The 19,683-nt window shown below is 31.6% G+C and carries 17 protein-coding genes and 1 tRNA gene; 6 read left to right on the plus strand and 12 right to left on the minus strand.

Going from position 1 to position 19,683, the window contains the following annotated elements; genetic code table 11:
• The first annotated feature begins 18 nt into the window (after nucleotides 1-18).
• The 6 genes from ACNQGD_RS11595 (at nucleotide 19) to ACNQGD_RS11620 (ending at nucleotide 7,999) form a co-directional block, all read left to right on the plus strand.
• A complete protein-coding gene (locus ACNQGD_RS11595) occupies nucleotides 19-585 on the plus strand; it encodes a hypothetical protein (RefSeq protein WP_417999380.1) in 567 nt (188 codons plus the stop codon).
• Between the two features lie 10 nt (nucleotides 586-595).
• Complete coding sequence (locus ACNQGD_RS11600) at nucleotides 596-1,075, plus strand: helix-turn-helix domain-containing protein (protein ID WP_417999381.1); 480 nt, start codon at nucleotides 596-598, stop codon at nucleotides 1,073-1,075.
• A 3-nt stretch (nucleotides 1,076-1,078) separates the two neighbouring features.
• The gene (locus tag ACNQGD_RS11605; RefSeq protein WP_417999382.1) at nucleotides 1,079-1,510 is read left to right on the plus strand and encodes a hypothetical protein; all 432 of its coding nucleotides are present in this window, start codon (nucleotides 1,079-1,081) and stop codon (nucleotides 1,508-1,510) included.
• Between the two features lie 67 nt (nucleotides 1,511-1,577).
• Nucleotides 1,578-4,433, plus strand: coding sequence for a type I restriction endonuclease subunit R (locus tag ACNQGD_RS11610; protein ID WP_417999383.1), 2,856 nt, complete (start codon nucleotides 1,578-1,580; stop codon nucleotides 4,431-4,433).
• A gap of 47 nt (nucleotides 4,434-4,480) precedes the next feature.
• Complete coding sequence (locus tag ACNQGD_RS11615; protein ID WP_417999384.1) at nucleotides 4,481-5,680, plus strand: hypothetical protein; 1,200 nt, start codon at nucleotides 4,481-4,483, stop codon at nucleotides 5,678-5,680.
• 3 nt (nucleotides 5,681-5,683) lie between these two features.
• Entirely contained in the window at nucleotides 5,684-7,999 is a 2,316-nt protein-coding gene (locus ACNQGD_RS11620; RefSeq protein WP_417999385.1) for a hypothetical protein, read from the plus strand.
• A 1,033-nt stretch (nucleotides 8,000-9,032) separates the two neighbouring features.
• On the opposite strand, the gene ACNQGD_RS11625 is transcribed toward ACNQGD_RS11620, so the two are convergent.
• The 12 genes from ACNQGD_RS11625 to ACNQGD_RS11680 all read right to left on the minus strand — a co-directional run bounded on the left by ACNQGD_RS11625 (nucleotide 9,033) and on the right by ACNQGD_RS11680 (nucleotide 19,669).
• Nucleotides 9,033-9,788: a hypothetical protein gene (locus tag ACNQGD_RS11625; protein WP_417999386.1), complete on the minus strand. Its 756-nt coding sequence runs from the start codon at nucleotides 9,786-9,788 to the stop codon at nucleotides 9,033-9,035.
• 637 nt (nucleotides 9,789-10,425) lie between these two features.
• Nucleotides 10,426-11,040, minus strand: a complete 615-nt coding sequence (locus ACNQGD_RS11630) for a hypothetical protein (RefSeq protein WP_417999387.1) — start codon at nucleotides 11,038-11,040, stop codon at nucleotides 10,426-10,428.
• A gap of 123 nt (nucleotides 11,041-11,163) precedes the next feature.
• Nucleotides 11,164-11,248: transfer RNA gene (locus ACNQGD_RS11635), tRNA-Ser, on the minus strand.
• A 167-nt stretch (nucleotides 11,249-11,415) separates the two neighbouring features.
• A complete protein-coding gene (ribB, locus tag ACNQGD_RS11640) occupies nucleotides 11,416-12,549 on the minus strand; it encodes a 3,4-dihydroxy-2-butanone-4-phosphate synthase (RefSeq protein WP_417997150.1) in 1,134 nt (377 codons plus the stop codon).
• A gap of 8 nt (nucleotides 12,550-12,557) precedes the next feature.
• The gene (locus ACNQGD_RS11645) at nucleotides 12,558-13,991 is read right to left on the minus strand and encodes an LptF/LptG family permease (RefSeq protein ID WP_417999388.1); all 1,434 of its coding nucleotides are present in this window, start codon (nucleotides 13,989-13,991) and stop codon (nucleotides 12,558-12,560) included.
• An 8-nt stretch (nucleotides 13,992-13,999) separates the two neighbouring features.
• Complete coding sequence (lolA1, locus tag ACNQGD_RS11650) at nucleotides 14,000-14,644, minus strand: outer membrane lipoprotein periplasmic chaperone LolA1 (RefSeq protein WP_470303330.1); 645 nt, start codon at nucleotides 14,642-14,644, stop codon at nucleotides 14,000-14,002.
• Between the two features lie 49 nt (nucleotides 14,645-14,693).
• Nucleotides 14,694-17,141 (minus strand): DNA translocase FtsK, encoded by a 2,448-nt coding sequence (locus tag ACNQGD_RS11655; RefSeq protein ID WP_417999389.1) that lies wholly within the window; start codon nucleotides 17,139-17,141, stop codon nucleotides 14,694-14,696.
• An 18-nt stretch (nucleotides 17,142-17,159) separates the two neighbouring features.
• Nucleotides 17,160-17,534 carry a diacylglycerol kinase family protein gene (locus ACNQGD_RS11660; RefSeq protein ID WP_282716749.1) on the minus strand — a complete coding sequence of 125 codons (375 nt, stop codon included), beginning with the start codon at nucleotides 17,532-17,534 and terminating at the stop codon, nucleotides 17,160-17,162.
• 10 nt (nucleotides 17,535-17,544) lie between these two features.
• Nucleotides 17,545-18,042, minus strand: a complete 498-nt coding sequence (gene tpx / locus ACNQGD_RS11665; RefSeq protein WP_282730911.1) for a thiol peroxidase — start codon at nucleotides 18,040-18,042, stop codon at nucleotides 17,545-17,547.
• 188 nt (nucleotides 18,043-18,230) lie between these two features.
• Nucleotides 18,231-18,488: a DUF6952 family protein gene (locus tag ACNQGD_RS11670; protein ID WP_091172168.1), complete on the minus strand. Its 258-nt coding sequence runs from the start codon at nucleotides 18,486-18,488 to the stop codon at nucleotides 18,231-18,233.
• Nucleotides 18,489-18,638: 150 nt separating this feature from the next.
• Complete coding sequence (locus ACNQGD_RS11675; protein WP_091172170.1) at nucleotides 18,639-18,947, minus strand: thioredoxin family protein; 309 nt, start codon at nucleotides 18,945-18,947, stop codon at nucleotides 18,639-18,641.
• Between the two features lie 83 nt (nucleotides 18,948-19,030).
• Nucleotides 19,031-19,669: a peroxiredoxin gene (locus tag ACNQGD_RS11680; RefSeq protein WP_417999390.1), complete on the minus strand. Its 639-nt coding sequence runs from the start codon at nucleotides 19,667-19,669 to the stop codon at nucleotides 19,031-19,033.
• Nucleotides 19,670-19,683: the final 14 nt, after the last annotated feature.

Genomic DNA, 19,683 nt, shown 5'->3' on the forward strand with positions numbered 1-19,683 from the left:
AGCCTATAAGTTGATTATATGAAAATAGTTGATATATTTGCACACGTGAAAAATAAGTTATTGTCGGTTCAATTTGAACCCAATGACTGTGATGAGTTTACGTTAGCATTCAGAAACTGGAACGATACAGAGTATTTAGAGGAGTTTTTTGAAAACAACAAAACCGATTTACAGTCGGGTTTTTATGGCACAATATCAATAGAAGAAGCTATTTTTTCAACTCTCGATGAAGCAACAGAATTTGAAGAAAAAATTAGAAAAATTGCGATAATTGGAAAATTTAAAACAAAAAGTTCATTACAAGATTTAGTTTTTTATCCATTACACAAAAATGACCAAACTTATAAATTACAAGAAACTAGAGCATACGGAACGGAAGACAAATCTTGGCTTCGAATATTTGCGGTACGTATCAGTCCGGAATGTTTTGTAGTATCGGGAAGTGCTATAAAACTAACCGGTGCAATGGGCGGGCAAGACCACACGGCAATCGAGTTAAACAAACTAAAAATTACAGCAGCATATTTAAAAGAAAATGACCTATTAGAAGAAGATGACTTCGGATACATAGAAATCATTAATTAAAACTACCATTATGAACAATCAAGAAATGAGTAACAAGTTAGAAGCATTAGTTTCTAAAACTCCTAGCAAATGGATAGAAGAAAGCAACAAAAGATTTGAGGATAAAGAAGGATTAAGATATTCTCAACAAGTTGCTGTTCGTATTTTAAGAACTCTTAGAGAAAAAAACTTATCACAAAAAGACTTAGCAGACCTATTAAAAGTGACCCCACAAACAGTTAACAAATGGGTTAAAGGTTCTGAAAATATTGGTTTGTTTACCATAGGGAGAATAGATAAAGCATTAGGTGTTAAATTGATGCACGTTTATGATAATGAAAATAGTGTGACGATAGATTGTAGTAACATAACTACAATGAGTAAGCAAATTCATTCGCATCTTAATAAAATTGAGAAAACAATGGAAGCTAAAAAAGAAACTAAAGTTATTCCATTGGGTGCCTATATAAATGAAAAGGATTGTACTGATTTAAAATATTATGAATTATAAAAAATGGAAGCTAAAAAAAACATTAGTTTTAGATTACTTAATATAGTTACGGAACAATTTGCAACTTTTGAAGTTCAAAATATTTCAGAAAAAAATGACTTAAAATCGGAACTTCAATTTTCTATTAATCCTGATAATAGAGTGGTGGCTTGTAAAATGAATTTTCAGTTTCTGCATGATAGTCAGCCAATTGTTGTATTGTCAATAGTGTGTAATTTTGATGTAGAAGAAAAATCGTGGAATGAAAATATACTAACTGCAAAGAAAATAACTTTGCCTAAACATTTTTTAGAGCATCTTTGTGTTATTACAGTAGGTACTGCAAGAGGAGTATTACATGCAAAAACAGAGAATACTACTTTTAATAAGTTTATTATTCCAACTTTAAACGTGAGTAATTTAGTAGAAAAAGACGTTGTTTTTGAAATAAAATAATTGATAAGAACAAAAAGAACAATATATTTACCTTGCCAACATAGGCAAGGTTTTTTTTTGATATAATATGGCTAAACAACCCGAACAAATTTTAGAAGAACAACTAATAGAACAATTGCAAAAGTTGGGTTACAGCAATGTGGTAATCAAAGATGAAAAGGATTTACTTTCCAATCTTAAAAAGCAATTAGAAAAGCACAATAATATTACTTTTTCAGATAAAGAATTTGAAAGGGTTTTAAATATTCTAAGCAAAGGTTCTGTATTTGAAAAAGCCAAAACACTCAGAGAAAAACAACATATTCCTAGGGATAACGGAGATAATCTTTATTTTGAGCTTATCCAATCAGAACACTGGTGTCAAAACCAATTCCAAGTAACCAATCAGGTTTCAATGGAGGGAAGTTACAAAAACCGATATGATGTAACAATATTGATTAATGGTTTGCCATTAGTACAAATAGAATTAAAACGTAGAGGATTGGAACTCAAAGAAGCATTCAATCAAACAAATCGTTATCAAAGACACTCCTTTGGTGCGGGTGCAGCTTTATTCCAATACATTCAAATATTTATAATTAGTAATGGTGTAAATACTAAGTACTACGCTAACAATAAATACCAATCCTTCAAACAAACCTATTACTGGACTGATAAAGAAAATAAACGTTTAACCAATATTCTTAATGGTTTTACGAGTGATTTTCTAGAACCGTGTCATATCTCTAAAATGATATGCAAGTATGTGGTGATGAATGAAGCCAATAAAATATTAATGGTGCTTCGTCCCTATCAATATTATGCGGTTGAAGCTTTAATTGATAAAGTAAAAAATAGTAATCACAACGGCTATATTTGGCATACAACAGGATCAGGCAAAACGCTAACTTCTTTCAAAGCCAGTCAAATTATTATGCAAATGCCACAAGTCAAAAAAGTGGTTTTTGTTGTAGATAGAAAAGATTTAGATTACCAAACTACCAAAGAGTTCAATAGTTTCAGCAAAGGCAGTATTGACGGAACAGACAATACAAAAGCATTAGTAAAACAATTTTCAGACGATACAAAACTTATAGTCACTACCATTCAAAAACTAAATACGGCAATTAGTAAAAGTCAGTATTTAAGTAAAATGGAAAAGCTAAAAGACGAACATATTGTTTTTATTTTTGATGAGTGTCACCGTTCCCAATTTGGAGAAACACACAACCGTATCAAAGATTTTTTCAATAACTATCAAATGTTTGGCTTTACCGGAACACCTATTTTCGCTGATAATGCTGTTAAAAATGAATTAGGAAAACGAACTACAAAAGAACTATTTGGTGAATGTTTGCATAAATATGTAATTACAGATGCCATAAAAGATGAAAATGTATTAAAGTTTTCAATAGAATACGTAGGTCGCTATAAGCAAAAAGAAAGTGCAACCGCAATAGATATAGAAGTAGAAGACATTGACACAAAAGAGTTAATGGAAGCTCCTATTCGGTTAGAAAAAATTGCAGATTACATTATTGCGCATCACAATCGAAAAACATACAATAAAGAATTTACAGCAATGTTTTGTGTGAGTAGTGTCGATACATTAATCAAGTATTATGATATTCTGCAACAAAAGAAATTAGACGGACAACACAATCTAAAAATTGCAACAATATTTAGTTATGCTGCTAATGAAGATGATGCAGATGCAAACGGTTTTATTCCTGAAGAATTATCAGTTGTTGGAGAACCAAAAGCATTATATGGTTTAAATGTGCATACTCGTGAAAAGCTAGATGAATTCATTGGCCATTACAACGGTATGTTTGAAACTAAGTTTTCAACCAAAGACAGCGAAAGTTTTTACAATTATTACAATGATATTTCTAAAAAAGTAAAAGAACGCAAAGTTGATATTTTATTAGTTGTAAATATGTTTCTTACTGGATTTGATAGTAAACCTTTAAATACTTTATACGTTGATAAAAACCTTAAATATCACGGATTAATTCAGGCCTATTCGAGAACAAATCGTATTTTAAATGAACAAAAGTCACAAGGTAACATAATTGTTTTCCGTAACCTAAAGAAAGCTACTGACGAAGCTATTACCTTGTTTAGCAATAAAGAAGCTATTGAGGAAATTATAATGAAACCTTACGAGGATTATGTGAAGAAATTCAATGATGCTTTTATTGGTCTATTAAAGGTGGTTCCAACGGTAAATAGTGTAAATAATCTCCAAAGTGAAGAAGACGAATTAGAGTTTATAAAAGCATTTCGTGAGTTAATGCGTATCAAAAACACAATGGCAACTTTTGCAGATTTTGTTTGGGAAGATTTAGCGATGAATGAGCAACTATTTGAAGATTACAAAAGCAAATACCTTGATTTATACGACAAAGTAAAAGACGAACACCAAGTAGAAAAAGTATCAATTCTTGAAGATGTTGATTTTGAATTGGAGTTAATTCATCGTGATGAGGTTAATGTTACCTATATTCTGAAATTATTAGCAGCATTAAAAGACACTTCAAAAGCGGACAAAGAAAGAAAACAAAAAGAGATTATTGATTTATTAACTGGTGAAGCCAATCTAAGAAGCAAGCGTGAATTAATCGAAAAGTTTATTTTAGAAAACTTACCTGTAATAGAAGACACCGATACAATCCCAGAAGAATTTGATAAGTATTGGAATGAAGAACAACAAAAAGCATTCGACGAATTAGTAAAAGAAGAAAACCTATCAGCGGAGAAAACCCATAAATTAATAGAAAGTTATTTATTTGCAGAAAGAGAACCATTGAGGAATGAGGTTTTAGATTTAATTGAAGGAGAAAAACCATCAGTACTACATCGCAAAAAATTAGGAGATAAAATCCTTAATAAAATAGTCGGTTTTGTGGAGACTTTTATAAATGGGGTAATAGGGAATTAGTAAAAGCTGTCAGATTTAAAAAATAATATGGCGCAATATAATTAGATATGTTAATAACAATAAAGAAAAACATCGGTTTAAAAGAGATTGATCGTCTGTATTTAGATTTATATTCTGGTATAAAAATTAATACGGTTATTAATATTATGTTGCCTAAAGAGCTTACTAAGAATTACTTAGGTCTAGCATCTTCATTGATTCAATTTGTTGCTACTTGGACAAGATATAGTAATTCAGGCAAGCTACTAATTGATATAGAAAAACCAACATCAAATGATATAGAAGGGTTATATGCTTTTGAATATGTTTTTCCTATCATTTCGCTAGTGTGGAATTCTAATGGTGTTTATGATAAAACTGGGGAAGTTAGTTTGAGGAATGATTTCAAAGAAATGAATGCGTTAGTTTTTGATGATATGAAAAAAGTTAAAGCAATGAAAGGTGAAAAACTACTTCTAACAAATTTTGATCATTTACCAAAAGAATATGGCATCCTAGCAACTTTTGAAAAAAATGGCAGATATATATTAAATGAAAATGATTTATTAGAAAGTTTAAAACCATCTATTTTAAATGATGTTTTAAGAAATTCAAGGGAGAGTAAATCAATTTTTGAAACTGTTCAAAAAGATTTTATTGGTATTGTATATGAATTAATGAAGAATACTTTTGAATGGGCTAAAGATGATGAGTTAGGAGTTCCTTACAACCCTAATGTTAGAGGGATTTTAATTAAATTCAATAAAAAAAAGAGAGTTAAATTATTGGAGGAATACAATAATAATAATGCAGTTTGTAAATATTTTAGTAGTGATGTATTGAAAGAGAATTCATTAGGGCAATTATATTTTCTTGAGATATCAGTTATTGATAGTGGTGCCGGTTTCATTAAAAAATATAAATCATTAAACAACGACACTGAATGTAGTGATATTGATATCGTAAAAAAATGTTTAATTAAACACAATACATCTGCTAGAGGTCTTGATAAAACGGACAAAGGCAGAGGTTTAGACAGAATATTAAATATTTTAGACAACAAGGGGTTTCTAAGGATAAAAACAGACAAGGTGTGTTTATATCGAGATTTGATTTCTGATAATTATAAAGTTAATGAAACAAATGACGTTAAACAGATGGAACTTTTTGATTGGAAAACGTATAGTAATGAGGTTTTTACTGAATATAAATATGCGTCTGGTTCTGTTGTTACAATTATTTATCCATTAGCACAAAATATAGTTTAATTTATGAAAAACTTTTACATTTATAAGTTTGACTATATTGTGAAGTCAACCGAGAAACCAATATCTGCAACAGTTATTTTTTGTGATAATACGATTTTAAATGAAGTTAATTTAAAAGTTGAAATAAAAAATTTTTATGAAGAATGTTCTCAAACTGATAAAATTTTTATCATAGGAGGAGAATATTTACAGGATGAAATGATTAAAGTTTTTATTGACAACAAAGAGAGCACTTTCATAGGAATTCCAAGGAGAGAAGATACTTCGTTTTATGAAAATATTTATATTTTATCTTTTAATAAATCAGGGGTATTAAAACTCATAAATCGAGATGGTGATATTCCAGCAAAATTTAAAGAGTATTTTTTAAACGAAGGACTTCAAAATATATTTATAAAAAGAGGAGGTTTAGTTGAAACAGAAGGGACACATCATTATGTTTTTCCTTCGAAAAAGCATTGTAATAAATTTTTAAGAACAGGAAATATTTTACTTTATAGTAGTGAGATTTATTTTATTGCTTTTGCATTACTGAAGCATTTTGACGAAGAAATTCACAATCAAATTTATTGCGATAGTTCTTCTATAAATTCAATTGCCTTATCATTATCCGAACTTAAAAATAGATTTAATAGTGTTAAAACTCAAATTCCTATTGAAAGTTTTAGTTCATATGATGGCCTTTACAAAAATGATTTAAATTATAAGAAGAATGCTTTATTATTAATTTCTGCTTCTACTTCTGCTAATATAATTACATACATATTAGATTCTCATAAAGAAATTGAACGTCAGAATATTGTTGTTTTGTTTTTTTTAGGAAATGAAAAAAAGTATAACAATGTAAAAGATAAAGTGCTTTGTAATTTAACAGAGTCCAAAATTAATCCAAATGGGATAACTGAATATAATACTTATTATGAAAAAGATTGTATTCACTGTAAATCTGGATCATATCCTGTTCAAGTATCAGGAGATGTTTTTTTATTAGAAAAACCTAAAATTAATTCTTTATTAATTGGAGTTACTGATGCAGATAAAAAGCTGTCTAGTTTTGTTGAACAATTCAAATCTCATAAATTTAGTAATACAGTTCTAAAAACAAATTACAAGGAAGCAAGTCCATCAAACAAATATGAAATTTATATTGATTTTTCAGAAATATTAGATGGAATAAAGAATAATAGATATGAAAAGTATCATAAAAAATTAGATGCTTATATTAATCAATTTGTTCCAAGTAATACACGCTACATTGTTTATTTAAATGATAATTCATCAAAGGAATTAGCAAATTATGTATTTAATAAAATCATAGAGAATTATGTTGCTGATAAACTGCCAGAACTAATCAGTCAAGATGATTTAACGAGTGATATTAAAAAGGGAAGTGTTGGGAGTGTCCTAGTTGTAGGGTCTTGCATTTCTAATGGCAAAAATTTATTGTATTTAAGTAGAGCTTTAAGAAAATTTGATAAACTACGAATTGTATATTTTGTTGGTATATCAAGAATGAAAAGTAAAGAAGCTTTATCTGTATTGAAAAGCAACTTGAAGCAAGGCAATTATGGTCCAGAAACGAGTACTTGTGTCGAAGTTGAAAGTATTCATTGCCTAAACAATTCAAAAGAAACTTCTTGGGTTGTAGAAATTGATTTTTTAAATCAACTAATAACATTGTTAAATGACGAAAGTATTGATAATACAACAATTGATTTCTTCAAAAATAGACTTAAAAATATTCAGGACAGTTTTAGTATTTTAAATAAAGGGTTATCAAATGGACTTTTCTATCCAAGAGTTATTAAAAAACCACATAATGAATTAGCTATAAGGAATAATTTTGCATTTTTTAATTTTCATAATTATGTTAAAGATGTTACTCAATCAGATATTTATTTTACCATTTCCAATATTTTAAATGGTCTAAGGAATTCTGATAAAATTGATAAATCATTAAAGCAAACTTCTTTTGTTAGAAATCTTATTTCTCCAGGTAATTTTAATCGTTTTAATGATGGTATTATTCAAGCCTCGATTTTGCGAAGTGCTAATGCTGATGAGTTGAGTTATTCTATTGATTATGATTTGTCTTTAGAAATGAAAAATATACTTGAAACACTAATCAAATACCATAAAGACGAGCAGAGCGAAGCATTGTTGGAGTTTTTATACGCTATATCAATCTCTAAATTATCTTTTAAAGAATCGCACTTAATTGAATTGATTAAACTAATAGAATCTGATTGTAAAGATAAAATCATCAAATGTTTTGCATTATACATTAGAAAAAATATAATAGCAAAATATAAAGACTAATTTATTCTACATACAACATTTACGTTAATAACAAGACGTGCAATCAAGCGGTCTCACTACGGTCGTTCCCTTTGTTCCGTTCAGCTGTTCCAGTCGGTCAACCTTATATTTTCATAAGAACTTTTTCGGGAAATAGGCAATTTATCATTTCAATTCAATAGCTTGGTTTCCCTCCGTTCCACAGACACTTCACAGCACAAAAAAATACAGCAGCTTGAAAATAAGCAGCTATATTTTTTGCGCTGTTTCGTTCCTCATCTTCACACGGTCTCTTCCTGCGTTCGGTCGGGCTTATGCATCCACAATACAGCTTCATTTCGTTACACTCCACAGGCTACGTTTCACTACATTCCAGCCGTATTATGTCTGCCGCCCTTTATTTTTTCAGCGGTTGCTCTTTCGCACAGCCATCGGGTTAGCTCCGTTCAGTAAAAACTTCACTTTGCCCTAAATCAAGGAACGCCAAAGGCTGACTTATATTTTTTCCCCGCCGTTTCACGCTCGCAGTACTTCTCTCCACTTCGCAAAAGCTACGTTCGTTCCCGTCCTGCGGTGGCAGTTCGATTGCCGCAACTCCGCCACTGCGCTCCTCACAAAAAATTCCGTAAAAACTCCATTTTTGTTGCGGTGCTTGGGGGTGTTTGATTGCCGGTTAAACAATGAAATTCTCAATAAAAAAGATTTCAAACAAGAAACATCTTGCTATAAAAAAAATAAATAAAAAGAAAGTAAAGGTAAGTTCCGGTTTCAAAAAGTAAAGTTCAAGCCCTACGGGTTTTTGAAAAAATCTCCACCCTTACATTTCCAGTTCAACGTTTGATTATACTATATGATTTCATTCCATAAGAACAGTAGGGTAGTATTTTTTCAAAAAAACTTGACTTCTTTTGAAACCTCCACTATTTAGACGACTTTCTTTTTTTTTCTTTTTTTCTTTTGAAAATAATAATAAAATAGGTTGGGAAGAAATAAAAAAGCCTGGTCTTACGACTAGGCTTAGATTTTAATAAAAAGATGAATTCAATTCTTAAATTTATAAACCACTGACTAGAACTAATGCCAAAGGATTAAATGAACCATTTTTCAAAGGATACATACTGCCATTTACTTCTTGGAAGAATTCTATTCCTAAAGCAAGAAATAATGGTTTTGTACTCGCAGGAGTGACGTTATTTGTTTGGCTAATTACCGCTGTTGCTGTAAAATTCCAAGGTAAAATAGCTGTTTCAGAATTGGACGTAACAAAGGTTTCTGCTTCAAAATCCACTTCAGCACCAGCAGAAGTAATTTTGAAATGTGTAGTTCCACCTGGGGCAGCAATCATATTTGCAGGAATAAATGAATCTAAATCAACTGTTATCGCTCCCGTAACTCTGTCGATATTAGCATTAAATGGAGCAAACAAGCTAGTGCCTAATTTACCTCTTATATTGAACTCAAAACCTTTTAGTAATTCTGCTTCGCCATCGATAACATTTCTCAAACCTCTTTCACTGGTAGTGTCGGCTTGTATAACCTTAACCATAGATTGTGTAAGTCTGCTAACCATTCTGCTATCAGATGAGTTCAATAGCAAAGTTCTTAAAGCTGTTCTTAATGTTTTTCCTGCTGTCCCTGCTCGACCAAACTCAGAACCGTTTTCACGCGTTCTTTGAAATGCAGGATCATTTTTGATTCTGTTGGCATCAATCCCGCCTTTTTCACGTGCTAAATGCCCGTCTTTAGTTTTGTAAAAAGTAATATCCCCGATAGTACCTTTCAATTTAATAATTCCATTCTGTCTGGCCATAATTTCTAAAATTTACGTTGTTAATTGCTTTTCTTTTTTTCAATCTTCATATCTTTTTACGGATGTAACAAATTGATTTCAAAACAAATATTAGATAATTTAGATAACATTTGAAAGGGTGTGTAATGCCATAAGTCACATTTGAACACAAATGGCACTAAACGACTAAAATGTCTTATAAAATTTACTAGATTGGACTATATTGCAGGGTATAAAAGAGTGATATTTTCCAATTAATTTTAAGAATGACTATAAAAAGGTTTACAGTAGTTTTAAGTATGCCAAAGTCTAGTCAAAGGCATAGATAGAGTATGAAAAACGAGAATAAAAGATTATGTATTTACCCGAAAGACATACAACGGATTACAGGAAAGAGTTATCGTCAAAGCATTAGATTGTTGCAAAAAATCAGAGAGGAGCTTAAAAAGCTTGAAAATGAATTTGTATCTATTGAGGAGTTCTGTCAATATACTAGTTTAAAACCGGAACAGGTATATCCTCTAATTATTGGATGACTTTCGTTTTATCCAATAATTGAAAAAGAAATCAAATTATAGAGTATCTATATTAGCTTTGGTACGGCAATTTATATTTTTTAGATACTTTATGAGCCGCTTAGAAATAGGCGGTTTTTTTGTTACCTATAGTTTGGCTTACCGTATATAATTTTCTTAAGTTCTGTCTCATTCAATTCATAAGATTCTCTAAAGCCTATTTCTCCAAGCTCTAATGCGCGATCTTTCATATATCGGAAGTATTCACTATAGCTTCCAACTTTGAGTGTAATTATTATTACCTGCGTGTCATTTTCTAATTCGTGTTTTATATCTTCTACAAAGAAATAATTAATAGGTATTGAAGCACTAATAATCGGCAAACTAATGTTATCACCAACTCTGGGTAAATGTGTCAAACAATCAACAGTAAATTGGCAACTATAGTCAAAGTAACTTATGAAAAAGTGATATAATACTTTTTTAAATGTCAAATTTAGTTTTCTATCATAAGTAAATATTTCAGAATGCATCTTTAGAAGTATTTTTCTAAGTATATGACTTTTTAATCCTGTTGCTTCTTCAATATCTTTCATTCTTGGAAAAGGAATATCCAAATCATCATCTAAATAATCTTTATCACTAAGAAATTCAATAATAGGTTGGTATTCTTTTCTATCCCTAAACAGGTCTTTTAATTGACTATTAATGTAAATAAAATCAACAACTATTTGTTTTATTGATACTTGAGTTTTCATAATTACTTTTTTAATATAAAAATAGTAATAATTTTTTATGAAAATTGTGGGGATAATGTGGGGATATATTATAAATAAAAAACCCTAACACCTTTGTTTACAAGGGTTAGGGTAATTTTTCAGCGGAGAAAGAGGGATTCGAACCCCCGGACCTGTTACAGTCAACAGTTTTCAAGACTGCCGCATTCGACCGCTCTGCCATTTCTCCAGTATGTCGCTTTCATTACTTGATTGCGAGTGCAAATATAAGAACCTTTTTTGGTTATGCAAATCTATTTTTAGAAAAAAAGCATCTATTTCCTGGACTAATTTTTAAAGGTTTCATTTTCTTTACTTTAGATGAAATGTATTGTTGTAAAATAGTTATGAATAGCTTTAATACTTTACATATTCGGTTATTTCTAATCCATATCCAATCATTCCTACTCGTTTTGTTCCCTCAGTATTGGATACTAATCTGATTTTTGAGATGTCAATATCATGTAATATTTGCGCTCCAATACCAAAATCTTTGCTGTCGATGATGATTTTTGGTGCTTTCATCACACCCTCACTTTGTAATAATTTGAGTTCAGCGATGCGATTCAATAAGTTTACGGATTGCATGTCCTGATTGATGAAAATAACGGCACCTTTTCTTTCCTCATTAATCACTTGGAACATGTCATCCAGTTGTTGGTCTGCGTTATTGGTCAATGTACCTAACAAATCATTATTCACTTGTGAAGAATTGATTCTGGTTAAAATCGATTCACCTAAATTCCAAGTTCCTTTGGTCAAAGCGATATGTATTTGTTTGTTGGTCGTTTGTTGGTACGCTCGTAGTCTAAAGGTACCAAAACGGGTCTCTATGTCAAAATCCTCTTTTTTAATAATCAAACTATCGTGTTGCATTCGATACGCTACTAAAGCTTCAATGGAAACTAATTTCAAATCGAATTTTTTAGCCACTTCTACTAATTGTGGTAAACGCGCCATAGAACCATCCTCGTTCATAATTTCTACGATTACACCTGCTGATTTAAATCCAGCTAATCTTGCAAAATCAATAGCCGCTTCAGTATGCCCGGTTCTTCTTAATACACCACCTTGTTTTGCAATAAGAGGGAATATGTGTCCTGGACGTGCTAAATCATGTGGTTTAGTTTTTGAATCAACTAACGATAAAATTGTTTTTGCTCTATCTCCAGCTGATATTCCTGTAGTTACTCCATTACCTCTTAAATCTACTGAAACCGTAAAAGCGGTTTCCATAGGATCTGTATTGTTAGTTACCATTACATGTAATCCTAATTCTTTGCAACGGCTTTCTGTAAGTGGAGCACAAATCAATCCTCTACCGTGGGTAGCCATGAAATTAATCATTTCAGGGGTCACTTTTTCGGCTGCTGCCAAAAAATCTCCTTCATTTTCGCGGTCCTCATCATCAACAACAATGATTATTTTTCCTTGGCGAATATCTTCTATCGCTTCTTCAATTGTGTTGAGTTGTATGTTATTTGTAACCATTTGTACTATTAGTTTTGTGATGGTAATAATTTTTTAATTATTTTTTGGAATGGAGCCAGAATAACATCCATGTTTATTAATCCGATGTCGTTTGTGGCTCTGTATGTTAGTAAAACAGCTAATGGTGTCAGGATAAATGACGATAGCCAAGCTCCCATAAAAGGAGTCATTCCGTTTTCCTGTGCAATTCTTTTTCCAAAAGTATTTATAAAGTGAAATGTTATAAAGATTAAAATAGCAAAGACAATTGGAAGCCCCAAACCACCTTTTCTAATAATTGCGCCTAATGGTGCTCCAATGAAAAACATTAGAAAACAAGCAAATACAATTACAAATTTATCGTAAAATGCCAATAAATGTCTATTGATGTTTTTTTGTTTATTGTCTAATTCTGCTTTAGTAGTATCGATGGAGTAGGTTATGCTGGTAAGATTACTAATCGCTATTTTTAAAATATCCGATTTTTGTTCCAAAGTATACAATGACATAATATCTTTAGGAAGCGGTTTTCTTTTTGCTGCTTTTTCCAGTTTTTTATTCAAAGGAATACCAACACGCATATTGCTGTTCTCAGAAAATGAAATAATATCATTTTTTATGTTCTTGTTTAATGAATCCAAAGTGTATTTTAATTCATTAACAGTCAGCATGGTGTTCGTATTTGCCACACTTTCATCGGCTACATCGGTCTTGTTTAATTCAGATAAATCGATATTGATGATGTGCTTTTTAAAAGAACTTTTGGCAAAAGGCATTTTACTGCGATCTTCATACTTTTTTGGAACAATATCCTCGTAATAATACCCATCGTTTAACACTAATTGTAAAATACTCGATTGTTCACTGCTGATTAACTCACCATCTTTTGCTTTAATGACGGTTTTACTTCCGTCACCAATTCTAGATTTTTTGTGAATTGTCACGCCAGTTAGAATGTTACCCTGTTCACCTGATTTTTTATTAACCTTAATATTGTAAAAACCCACATCGTTAAACTGACCTTCGGCTATTGCCAATGCCGGTTTTACTTGTGCAATATTTTTTCTGAAATTGATGAATTTATATTCCGCATAAGGGATGACATTATTCGAAAAGAAAAAGGCCACAATACTTAATAAAACAATGAATACCGTCAAACTTCTCATGGCTCTTTGCAAGGAAATGCCAGAAGATTTCATCGCAGCAAATTCATAATTCTCAGCCAAATTACCAAAAGTCATTATAGAAGACAATAAAATAGAAAGTGGCAATACCAATGGTACAATTCGAGGCATGGAAAATGCCAGAAATTTAATAATCATTAATAGATCTAAATCTTTACCAGCCAATTCAGAGATAAATAACCAGACTGTTTGAAGTATAAAAATGAAAAAGAGTATTACAAATACCGTAGTAAATGTAGTCAAGAATGTTTTTAATAAATATTTGTCAAGAATTTTCACCGAATAGATTAATCTAATTTGTTGATGTAGTAATTTGGATATTTACTTTCCGCAAATGTAAATTGATTTTTTGACAAAGGTTGGTTGGTTTTGAAAGAATTAACCGTTAAAGTTGTTTTTGTTCCTTTTTTACCCATTTCTATTAAGTTATAAATGTGTTTTGTTTGGATATCAATTCCCAGTAACACTTCTTTTCTTTGATCTTTTGAATTGGTGGGAATCAGTTTTATATACTGAATTTTTCGACCTTTTACGTTCTGTAAAATATCCATATTGTATTTATAACCCGTATTGAAAAAAGTTAACATTTTTGAAGGAGTAATGGCATTGTCGTCTTTTTCATTAACTTTAGAAATAGTAATTTCCTCATCTTCCGGAACAATAGTGTATGTTTTTTTGCCATCAAAAATTTTAGTCACTCCCATGAAATTCAAAACATATTGATTTCCTTTCATGGTTACATTTCCTTTACTGTCCTGATTGATGTTTTCTTTAGCATTGTTCAACGAATACTTGAAATCAATTACGATCGTATTGTAGCTTTTTACTTTAGCAGTAACTTGATCTAAAAGATCTTTTGCTTTTTTGTCTTGTGCTTGTATTGAGAAACTAAAAAATAATAATGCTGCAATTAAAATAAATTTTTTGCCCATACTTTCTGTATTGTTTTTTTTAGATTCTTGAATTTTTAATTTCATGGTATTAATTGTTTTGTTCATTGTTGAAAAATTGATCAAGAGAACTCATGTCCAGAATGTTTACACTTCGTGCTTTACTTCCTTCAAAAGGGCCTACAATTCCTGCAGCTTCGAGTTGATCAATCAATCGACCTGCTCTGTTGTAGCCTAATTTTAGTTTTCTTTGTAACAATGAAGCGGAGCCTTGTTGTGCATTTACAATGATTTCGGCAGCTTCTCTAAACAAAGTATCTCTATCAGAGATATTCATATCAAGATTAATGCCACTTTCCTCTCCTACAAATTCTGGAAGTAAATAAGCGGTTGCGTATGCTTTTTGCGAACCAATAAAATCAGTGATTTTTTCTACTTCAGGAGTGTCGATAAAGGCACATTGTACCCGCACCACATCATTTCCGTTTGTGTAAAGCATATCACCACGTCCTATCAATTGATCTGCTCCCTGCGTATCAAGGATGGTTCGGGAATCAATTTTTGAGGTAACTCTAAAAGCTATTCTCGCAGGAAAATTGGCTTTTATTAAACCTGTAATTACATTCACAGATGGTCTTTGTGTTGCTATTATTAAGTGAATTCCAATGGCTCGGGCCAGTTGTGCCAATCGTGCTATTGGTACTTCGACTTCTTTACCTGCCGTCATAATCAAATCGGCAAACTCATCCACTACCAGAACAATATAAGGCAAAAAGCGGTGTCCATTTTCTGGATTCAGTTTTCGAGCCTTAAATTTATCGTTGTATTCTTTGATGTTACGGACCATCGCATCTTTCAATAGAGAATACCGGTTGTCCATTTCTACACAAAGTGAATTTAGGGTATTCACCACTTTTGCATTATCCGTGATAATCGCATCATCCATATCTGGAAGTTTCGCTAAATAATGCCTTTCGATTTTATTAAAAAGGGTTAGCTCTACTTTTTTAGGATCGACCAAAACAAATTTAACTTCGGCTGGATGTTTTTTGTACAAAAGAGAAGTAAGAACGGCGTTTAATCCTACCGATTTTCCCTGTCCGGTAGCTCCTGCCATCAATAAGTGAGGCATTTTGGCTAAATCCACGACAAATGTTTCGTTCGAAATTGTTTTTCCAAGAGCGATTGGTAATTCCATTTCGGCTTCTTGAAATTTGGCAGAGCCAATAACACTTTTCATAGAAACCATCGTTGGATTCTTATTAGGAACCTCGATTCCTATAGTTCCTTTTCCGGGAATAGGGGCAATGATACGAATTCCTAATGCCGAAAGTGACAATGCGATATCATCCTCTAAACTCTTGATTTTTGAAATACGAATTCCAGCTTCCGGTACAATTTCATATAAGGTAACCGATGGTCCAACGGTCGCTTTTATTTGAGCAATTTCTATTTTATAATTGCGAAGGGTGTCTACAATTCTGTTTTTATTTTCTTCTAATTCTTCCTGATTGATTGTAATTCCTCCGGTCGAATATTCTTTTAATAAATCAATCGTAGGGAATTTATAATTGGATAAATCCAAAGTTGGGTCGAATAATCCAAAATCAGCGACTAATCTTGAGGCTAGATTTTCTTCGATAATATCCTCTTCAGGCGCTGTCTCTATTACAAAAGAATCGTCTGCAGTAGTAATGACTTCAGGAGTTGCAATTGGCGTGACTTGCATCGCAAGCGGTTTTACTACCGGATCTCTATTGATATCAGATGAATTACTGATAGTTGGTTTCAAAGCTTCCTTGTTAATTTCGAATTGTGAACCATTCGTTTTTAAATGGATGTTGTCCAGTTCGTCTTCAACAACAGCAAATTCTTCCAGATTGTAGGCGCTTTTGCCATTATTTAGCGGATTAGTAATTGGAATTGCTTTCATTTCTTTTTTGGTAGTATCAAAAAAGGACTGAATACTTTCCGGCGAAAGCTTTATTTTGAAGATGATATAAATGATAAGTCCGAATAGCAAAATCATTAATGTTCCTGTTTTTCCGATGTAATCCTGCAGGAATAAATTCAATTCATATCCAATGGTTCCTCCTAATTCAGGTGCTGAAGTTGCAAAAAATCCAAATAAAATGGATAAAATAATAATCACGAATAAATCCCAAAACCAAATATTCTTGAGCTTTCTTACCGCAATACCAAGAACCATGTATATTCCAGTAAGGAAAAATAAGCGCACAAATATAAATGCAGCAATTCCAAAACCTCTGTAAATAAGTAAGTCAGCTATAAATGCACCAGATTTCCCCAACCAATTGTGGACTATTTCGCCCCTGTTAGTTAGTTCTCTAACAGCACTTTGATCTTGTTGTCCGTAAATGAAAAAGGAAATAAACGCAAATAATAGCGCTATTGAAAACAATACCAACAGAGCACCAAAAACAATTTTGTGTTGTTTGGTGATTCTTAATGGATTCTTTCCCTCAGCTTTAGTGTCGTTTTTTTTATCTAAAGGTGCTGTTTTTTTTATTTTTGCCATTCTGGATGCTACTATTATCTAAAGTAATATTGGTATATATATGATTAAACCGATTGCTATTGCTGTTAATGCAGCAAAAAATACTGCTCCTGCAGCAATATCTTTGATAAATCCAATTCTTTCATGATAATTAGGATGAATAAAATCAGCTACTTTTTCAATTGCTGTATTTAAACCTTCAATACTCATGACCAAACCAATGGCTAAAGTCTGAAAAAGCCATTCTGTTTTAGAAATGCCAAAATAAAATCCCGCAATGGTAATCAATATTCCTATTGAAAATTGTACCATAATGCTGTGCTCTGTGGTAATCAATTTTACGGCCCCTTTAAAAGCATAAGTGACGCTTTTTAATCTCCCGGTAAAGAAAGTATTGTCTTTTTGAAATTCCATTCGGCTGCTGTTAAAGTACTGCTAATGCAGCTTCGTAATTTGGTTCATCTGCAATTTCAGCAACTTGTTCCGTATGTGTAATTGTTCCGTTTTCATCAACAACAATAATAACTCTTGAATGCAATCCTGCCAAAGGTCCGTCAGTAATTTCTAAACCATTCGTTTTACCAAAACTTCCTTCTGAAAAATCAGATAAATTAACGACATTATCAAGACCTTCTGCACCACAGAAACGTTTTTGGGCAAATGGTAAATCTCTTGAAATACATAAAACAGTCGTGTTCTCTAAAGTACTGGCACTTTCGTTAAATTTTCGAACGGATGCTGCACAAGTTCCTGTGTCAACACTTGGAAAAATATTCAATACTAATTTTTTTCCTGCAAAGTCTGCTAGTGAAGTGTATGAAAGATCCGTTTTAACTAATTTAAAATCAGCAATTTTTGTACCTACTTTTGGTAATTCTCCTGAAGTCTGTACTGGATTCCCCCCCAATGTTATTGAAGCCATAATGTTTGTTTTTTAATGAGGTTCAAAAGTATGAAAATTATTTAAGAATTTGTCCTCAAATCTCTTGATAAGTTTGCCATTTTGGCTCAAATTATCAACCACAAGATTCAATGTGGTTTTAGTTTATGGAATAAAAAAACGCACTCGTTGCGGAGTGCGTTTTAGAATTGTTGAATTAAAAATTCTTTTTATTTATCGATAGAACCCAGAACACGTTTCATGAAAGTGTTTAAAGCTTCTTTTTTATCAGTTCCGGTTTTTACCAGCTTATTAACTTCTAAAGCACCATACATATTAGAAATTAATTCCCCTATAACATCTAATTCTTCATCTTTCAATGACGAGATTTCAGTCATTGCTTCCAGAACTTCGATTGTTTCTATGATGTAATCTTCATCATTTTCTTCTATAAACTGCGTTAAATGCTTAATTACAGGTAATTTCATATTTAGACTTCTTAGATTTTTAGACTTCTTAGATTTTTAGACATTTTAGATTTTTAGACTTCTTAAATTATTTTCAAATTTTAGATAAAAGATTCTAGGAATCTATTAAACTAAGAAGTCTAAAAAATCTAAGCTAGTCTAGTGATCTAATTAAACGATCTCGTTTACTAATTCAATTAGCACTTCTTGTTTATTTGTTTGTGTTTCGTTTACCAATTTACCATTCACAAAAGTGGCAAAAGTTGGCAAATTACTCACATTGGCTAATTTTCTGGATTCAGGAAAATTTTCCGCATCAACAAGAGCAAAAGTGATTGTTTCGTTTTCTGAAGCTAATTTTTTGAATTTTGGCTTCATAATTCGACAATTTCCACACCATGATGCCGAAAACTGAACGACTACTTTTTCGTCTTTTGCAATTAAATCCTGTAACGTATCTTCGGTTAATTCGATTAACATATTTTTATTTTTTTGAGGTTCTAAGCTACTAAGTATTAATCCTTAGAATCTTAGTGTCTTAGTAGCTTAATCTCTTTGATTTATTAGTTTAAACTTAAATATTCAGCAGTACTTTTTCTGTCAGCACCCATTGCTTCTTTTCCAGCTTCCCAGTTTGCAGGACAAACTTCTCCTTTTTCTTGAATGTGCGTGTACGCGTCAACCATACGTAAATATTCATTTACATTACGACCTAATGGCATATCGTTTACACTTTCGTGGAAAATTTTTCCAGTCTCATCGATAAGGTACGTTGCTCTGTACGTTACATTAGAACCTTCAATAATGATAGAATCTGTTTCTTCACTATAAACTGTTTCTTCAATATCAAGAATTCCTAAAATATTAGATAAGTTTCTGTTTGTGTCAGCAAGAATTGGGTAGGTAACACCTTCAATTCCACCATTATTTTTTGGAGTATTTAACCATGCAAAGTGTACTTCGTTCGTATCGCAAGAAGCACCAATAACAATTGTATTTCTTTGTTCGAATTCTGGTAAAGCAGCTTGAAAAGCATGTAATTCAGTTGGGCAAACAAATGTAAAATCTTTTGGGTACCAAAACAAAAGTACTTTTTTGTTGTTATTTACAGCTTCTTCGAAAATGTTGATTTTTAAATTATCACCCATTTCAGAGATAGCATCTACTGCAATACTTGGAAATTTTTTACCTACTAATGACATTTTATTTACTTTTT

The sequence above is a fragment of the Flavobacterium glucosi genome, from assembly GCF_048286535.1.
Classification (GTDB): Bacteria; Bacteroidota; Bacteroidia; order Flavobacteriales; family Flavobacteriaceae; genus Flavobacterium.

What these genes read in the sequence shown, in the direction of transcription:
- ACNQGD_RS11600 (WP_417999381.1), top strand. Translation starts at nt 596, where the DNA reads ATGAACAATCAAGAAATGAGTAACAAGTTAGAAGCATTAGTTTCTAAA.
- lolA1 (WP_470303330.1), bottom strand. Translation starts at nt 14,644, where the DNA reads ATGGGCAAAAAATTTATTTTAATTGCAGCATTATTATTTTTTAGTTTC.
- ACNQGD_RS11680 (WP_417999390.1), bottom strand. Translation starts at nt 19,669, where the DNA reads ATGTCATTAGTAGGTAAAAAATTTCCAAGTATTGCAGTAGATGCTATC.
- ACNQGD_RS11675 (WP_091172170.1), bottom strand. Translation starts at nt 18,947, where the DNA reads ATGTTAATCGAATTAACCGAAGATACGTTACAGGATTTAATTGCAAAA.
- ACNQGD_RS11660 (WP_282716749.1), bottom strand. Translation starts at nt 17,534, where the DNA reads ATGGAATTTCAAAAAGACAATACTTTCTTTACCGGGAGATTAAAAAGC.
- ACNQGD_RS11630 (WP_417999387.1), bottom strand. Translation starts at nt 11,040, where the DNA reads ATGAAAACTCAAGTATCAATAAAACAAATAGTTGTTGATTTTATTTAC.
- ACNQGD_RS11620 (WP_417999385.1), top strand. Translation starts at nt 5,684, where the DNA reads ATGAAAAACTTTTACATTTATAAGTTTGACTATATTGTGAAGTCAACC.
- tpx (WP_282730911.1), bottom strand. Translation starts at nt 18,042, where the DNA reads ATGGCTTCAATAACATTGGGGGGGAATCCAGTACAGACTTCAGGAGAA.
- ACNQGD_RS11625 (WP_417999386.1), bottom strand. Translation starts at nt 9,788, where the DNA reads ATGGCCAGACAGAATGGAATTATTAAATTGAAAGGTACTATCGGGGAT.
- ACNQGD_RS11595 (WP_417999380.1), top strand. Translation starts at nt 19, where the DNA reads ATGAAAATAGTTGATATATTTGCACACGTGAAAAATAAGTTATTGTCG.
- ACNQGD_RS11670 (WP_091172168.1), bottom strand. Translation starts at nt 18,488, where the DNA reads ATGAAATTACCTGTAATTAAGCATTTAACGCAGTTTATAGAAGAAAAT.
- ACNQGD_RS11655 (WP_417999389.1), bottom strand. Translation starts at nt 17,141, where the DNA reads ATGGCAAAAATAAAAAAAACAGCACCTTTAGATAAAAAAAACGACACT.
- ribB (WP_417997150.1), bottom strand. Translation starts at nt 12,549, where the DNA reads ATGGTTACAAATAACATACAACTCAACACAATTGAAGAAGCGATAGAA.
- ACNQGD_RS11615 (WP_417999384.1), top strand. Translation starts at nt 4,481, where the DNA reads ATGTTAATAACAATAAAGAAAAACATCGGTTTAAAAGAGATTGATCGT.
- ACNQGD_RS11610 (WP_417999383.1), top strand. Translation starts at nt 1,578, where the DNA reads ATGGCTAAACAACCCGAACAAATTTTAGAAGAACAACTAATAGAACAA.
- ACNQGD_RS11605 (WP_417999382.1), top strand. Translation starts at nt 1,079, where the DNA reads ATGGAAGCTAAAAAAAACATTAGTTTTAGATTACTTAATATAGTTACG.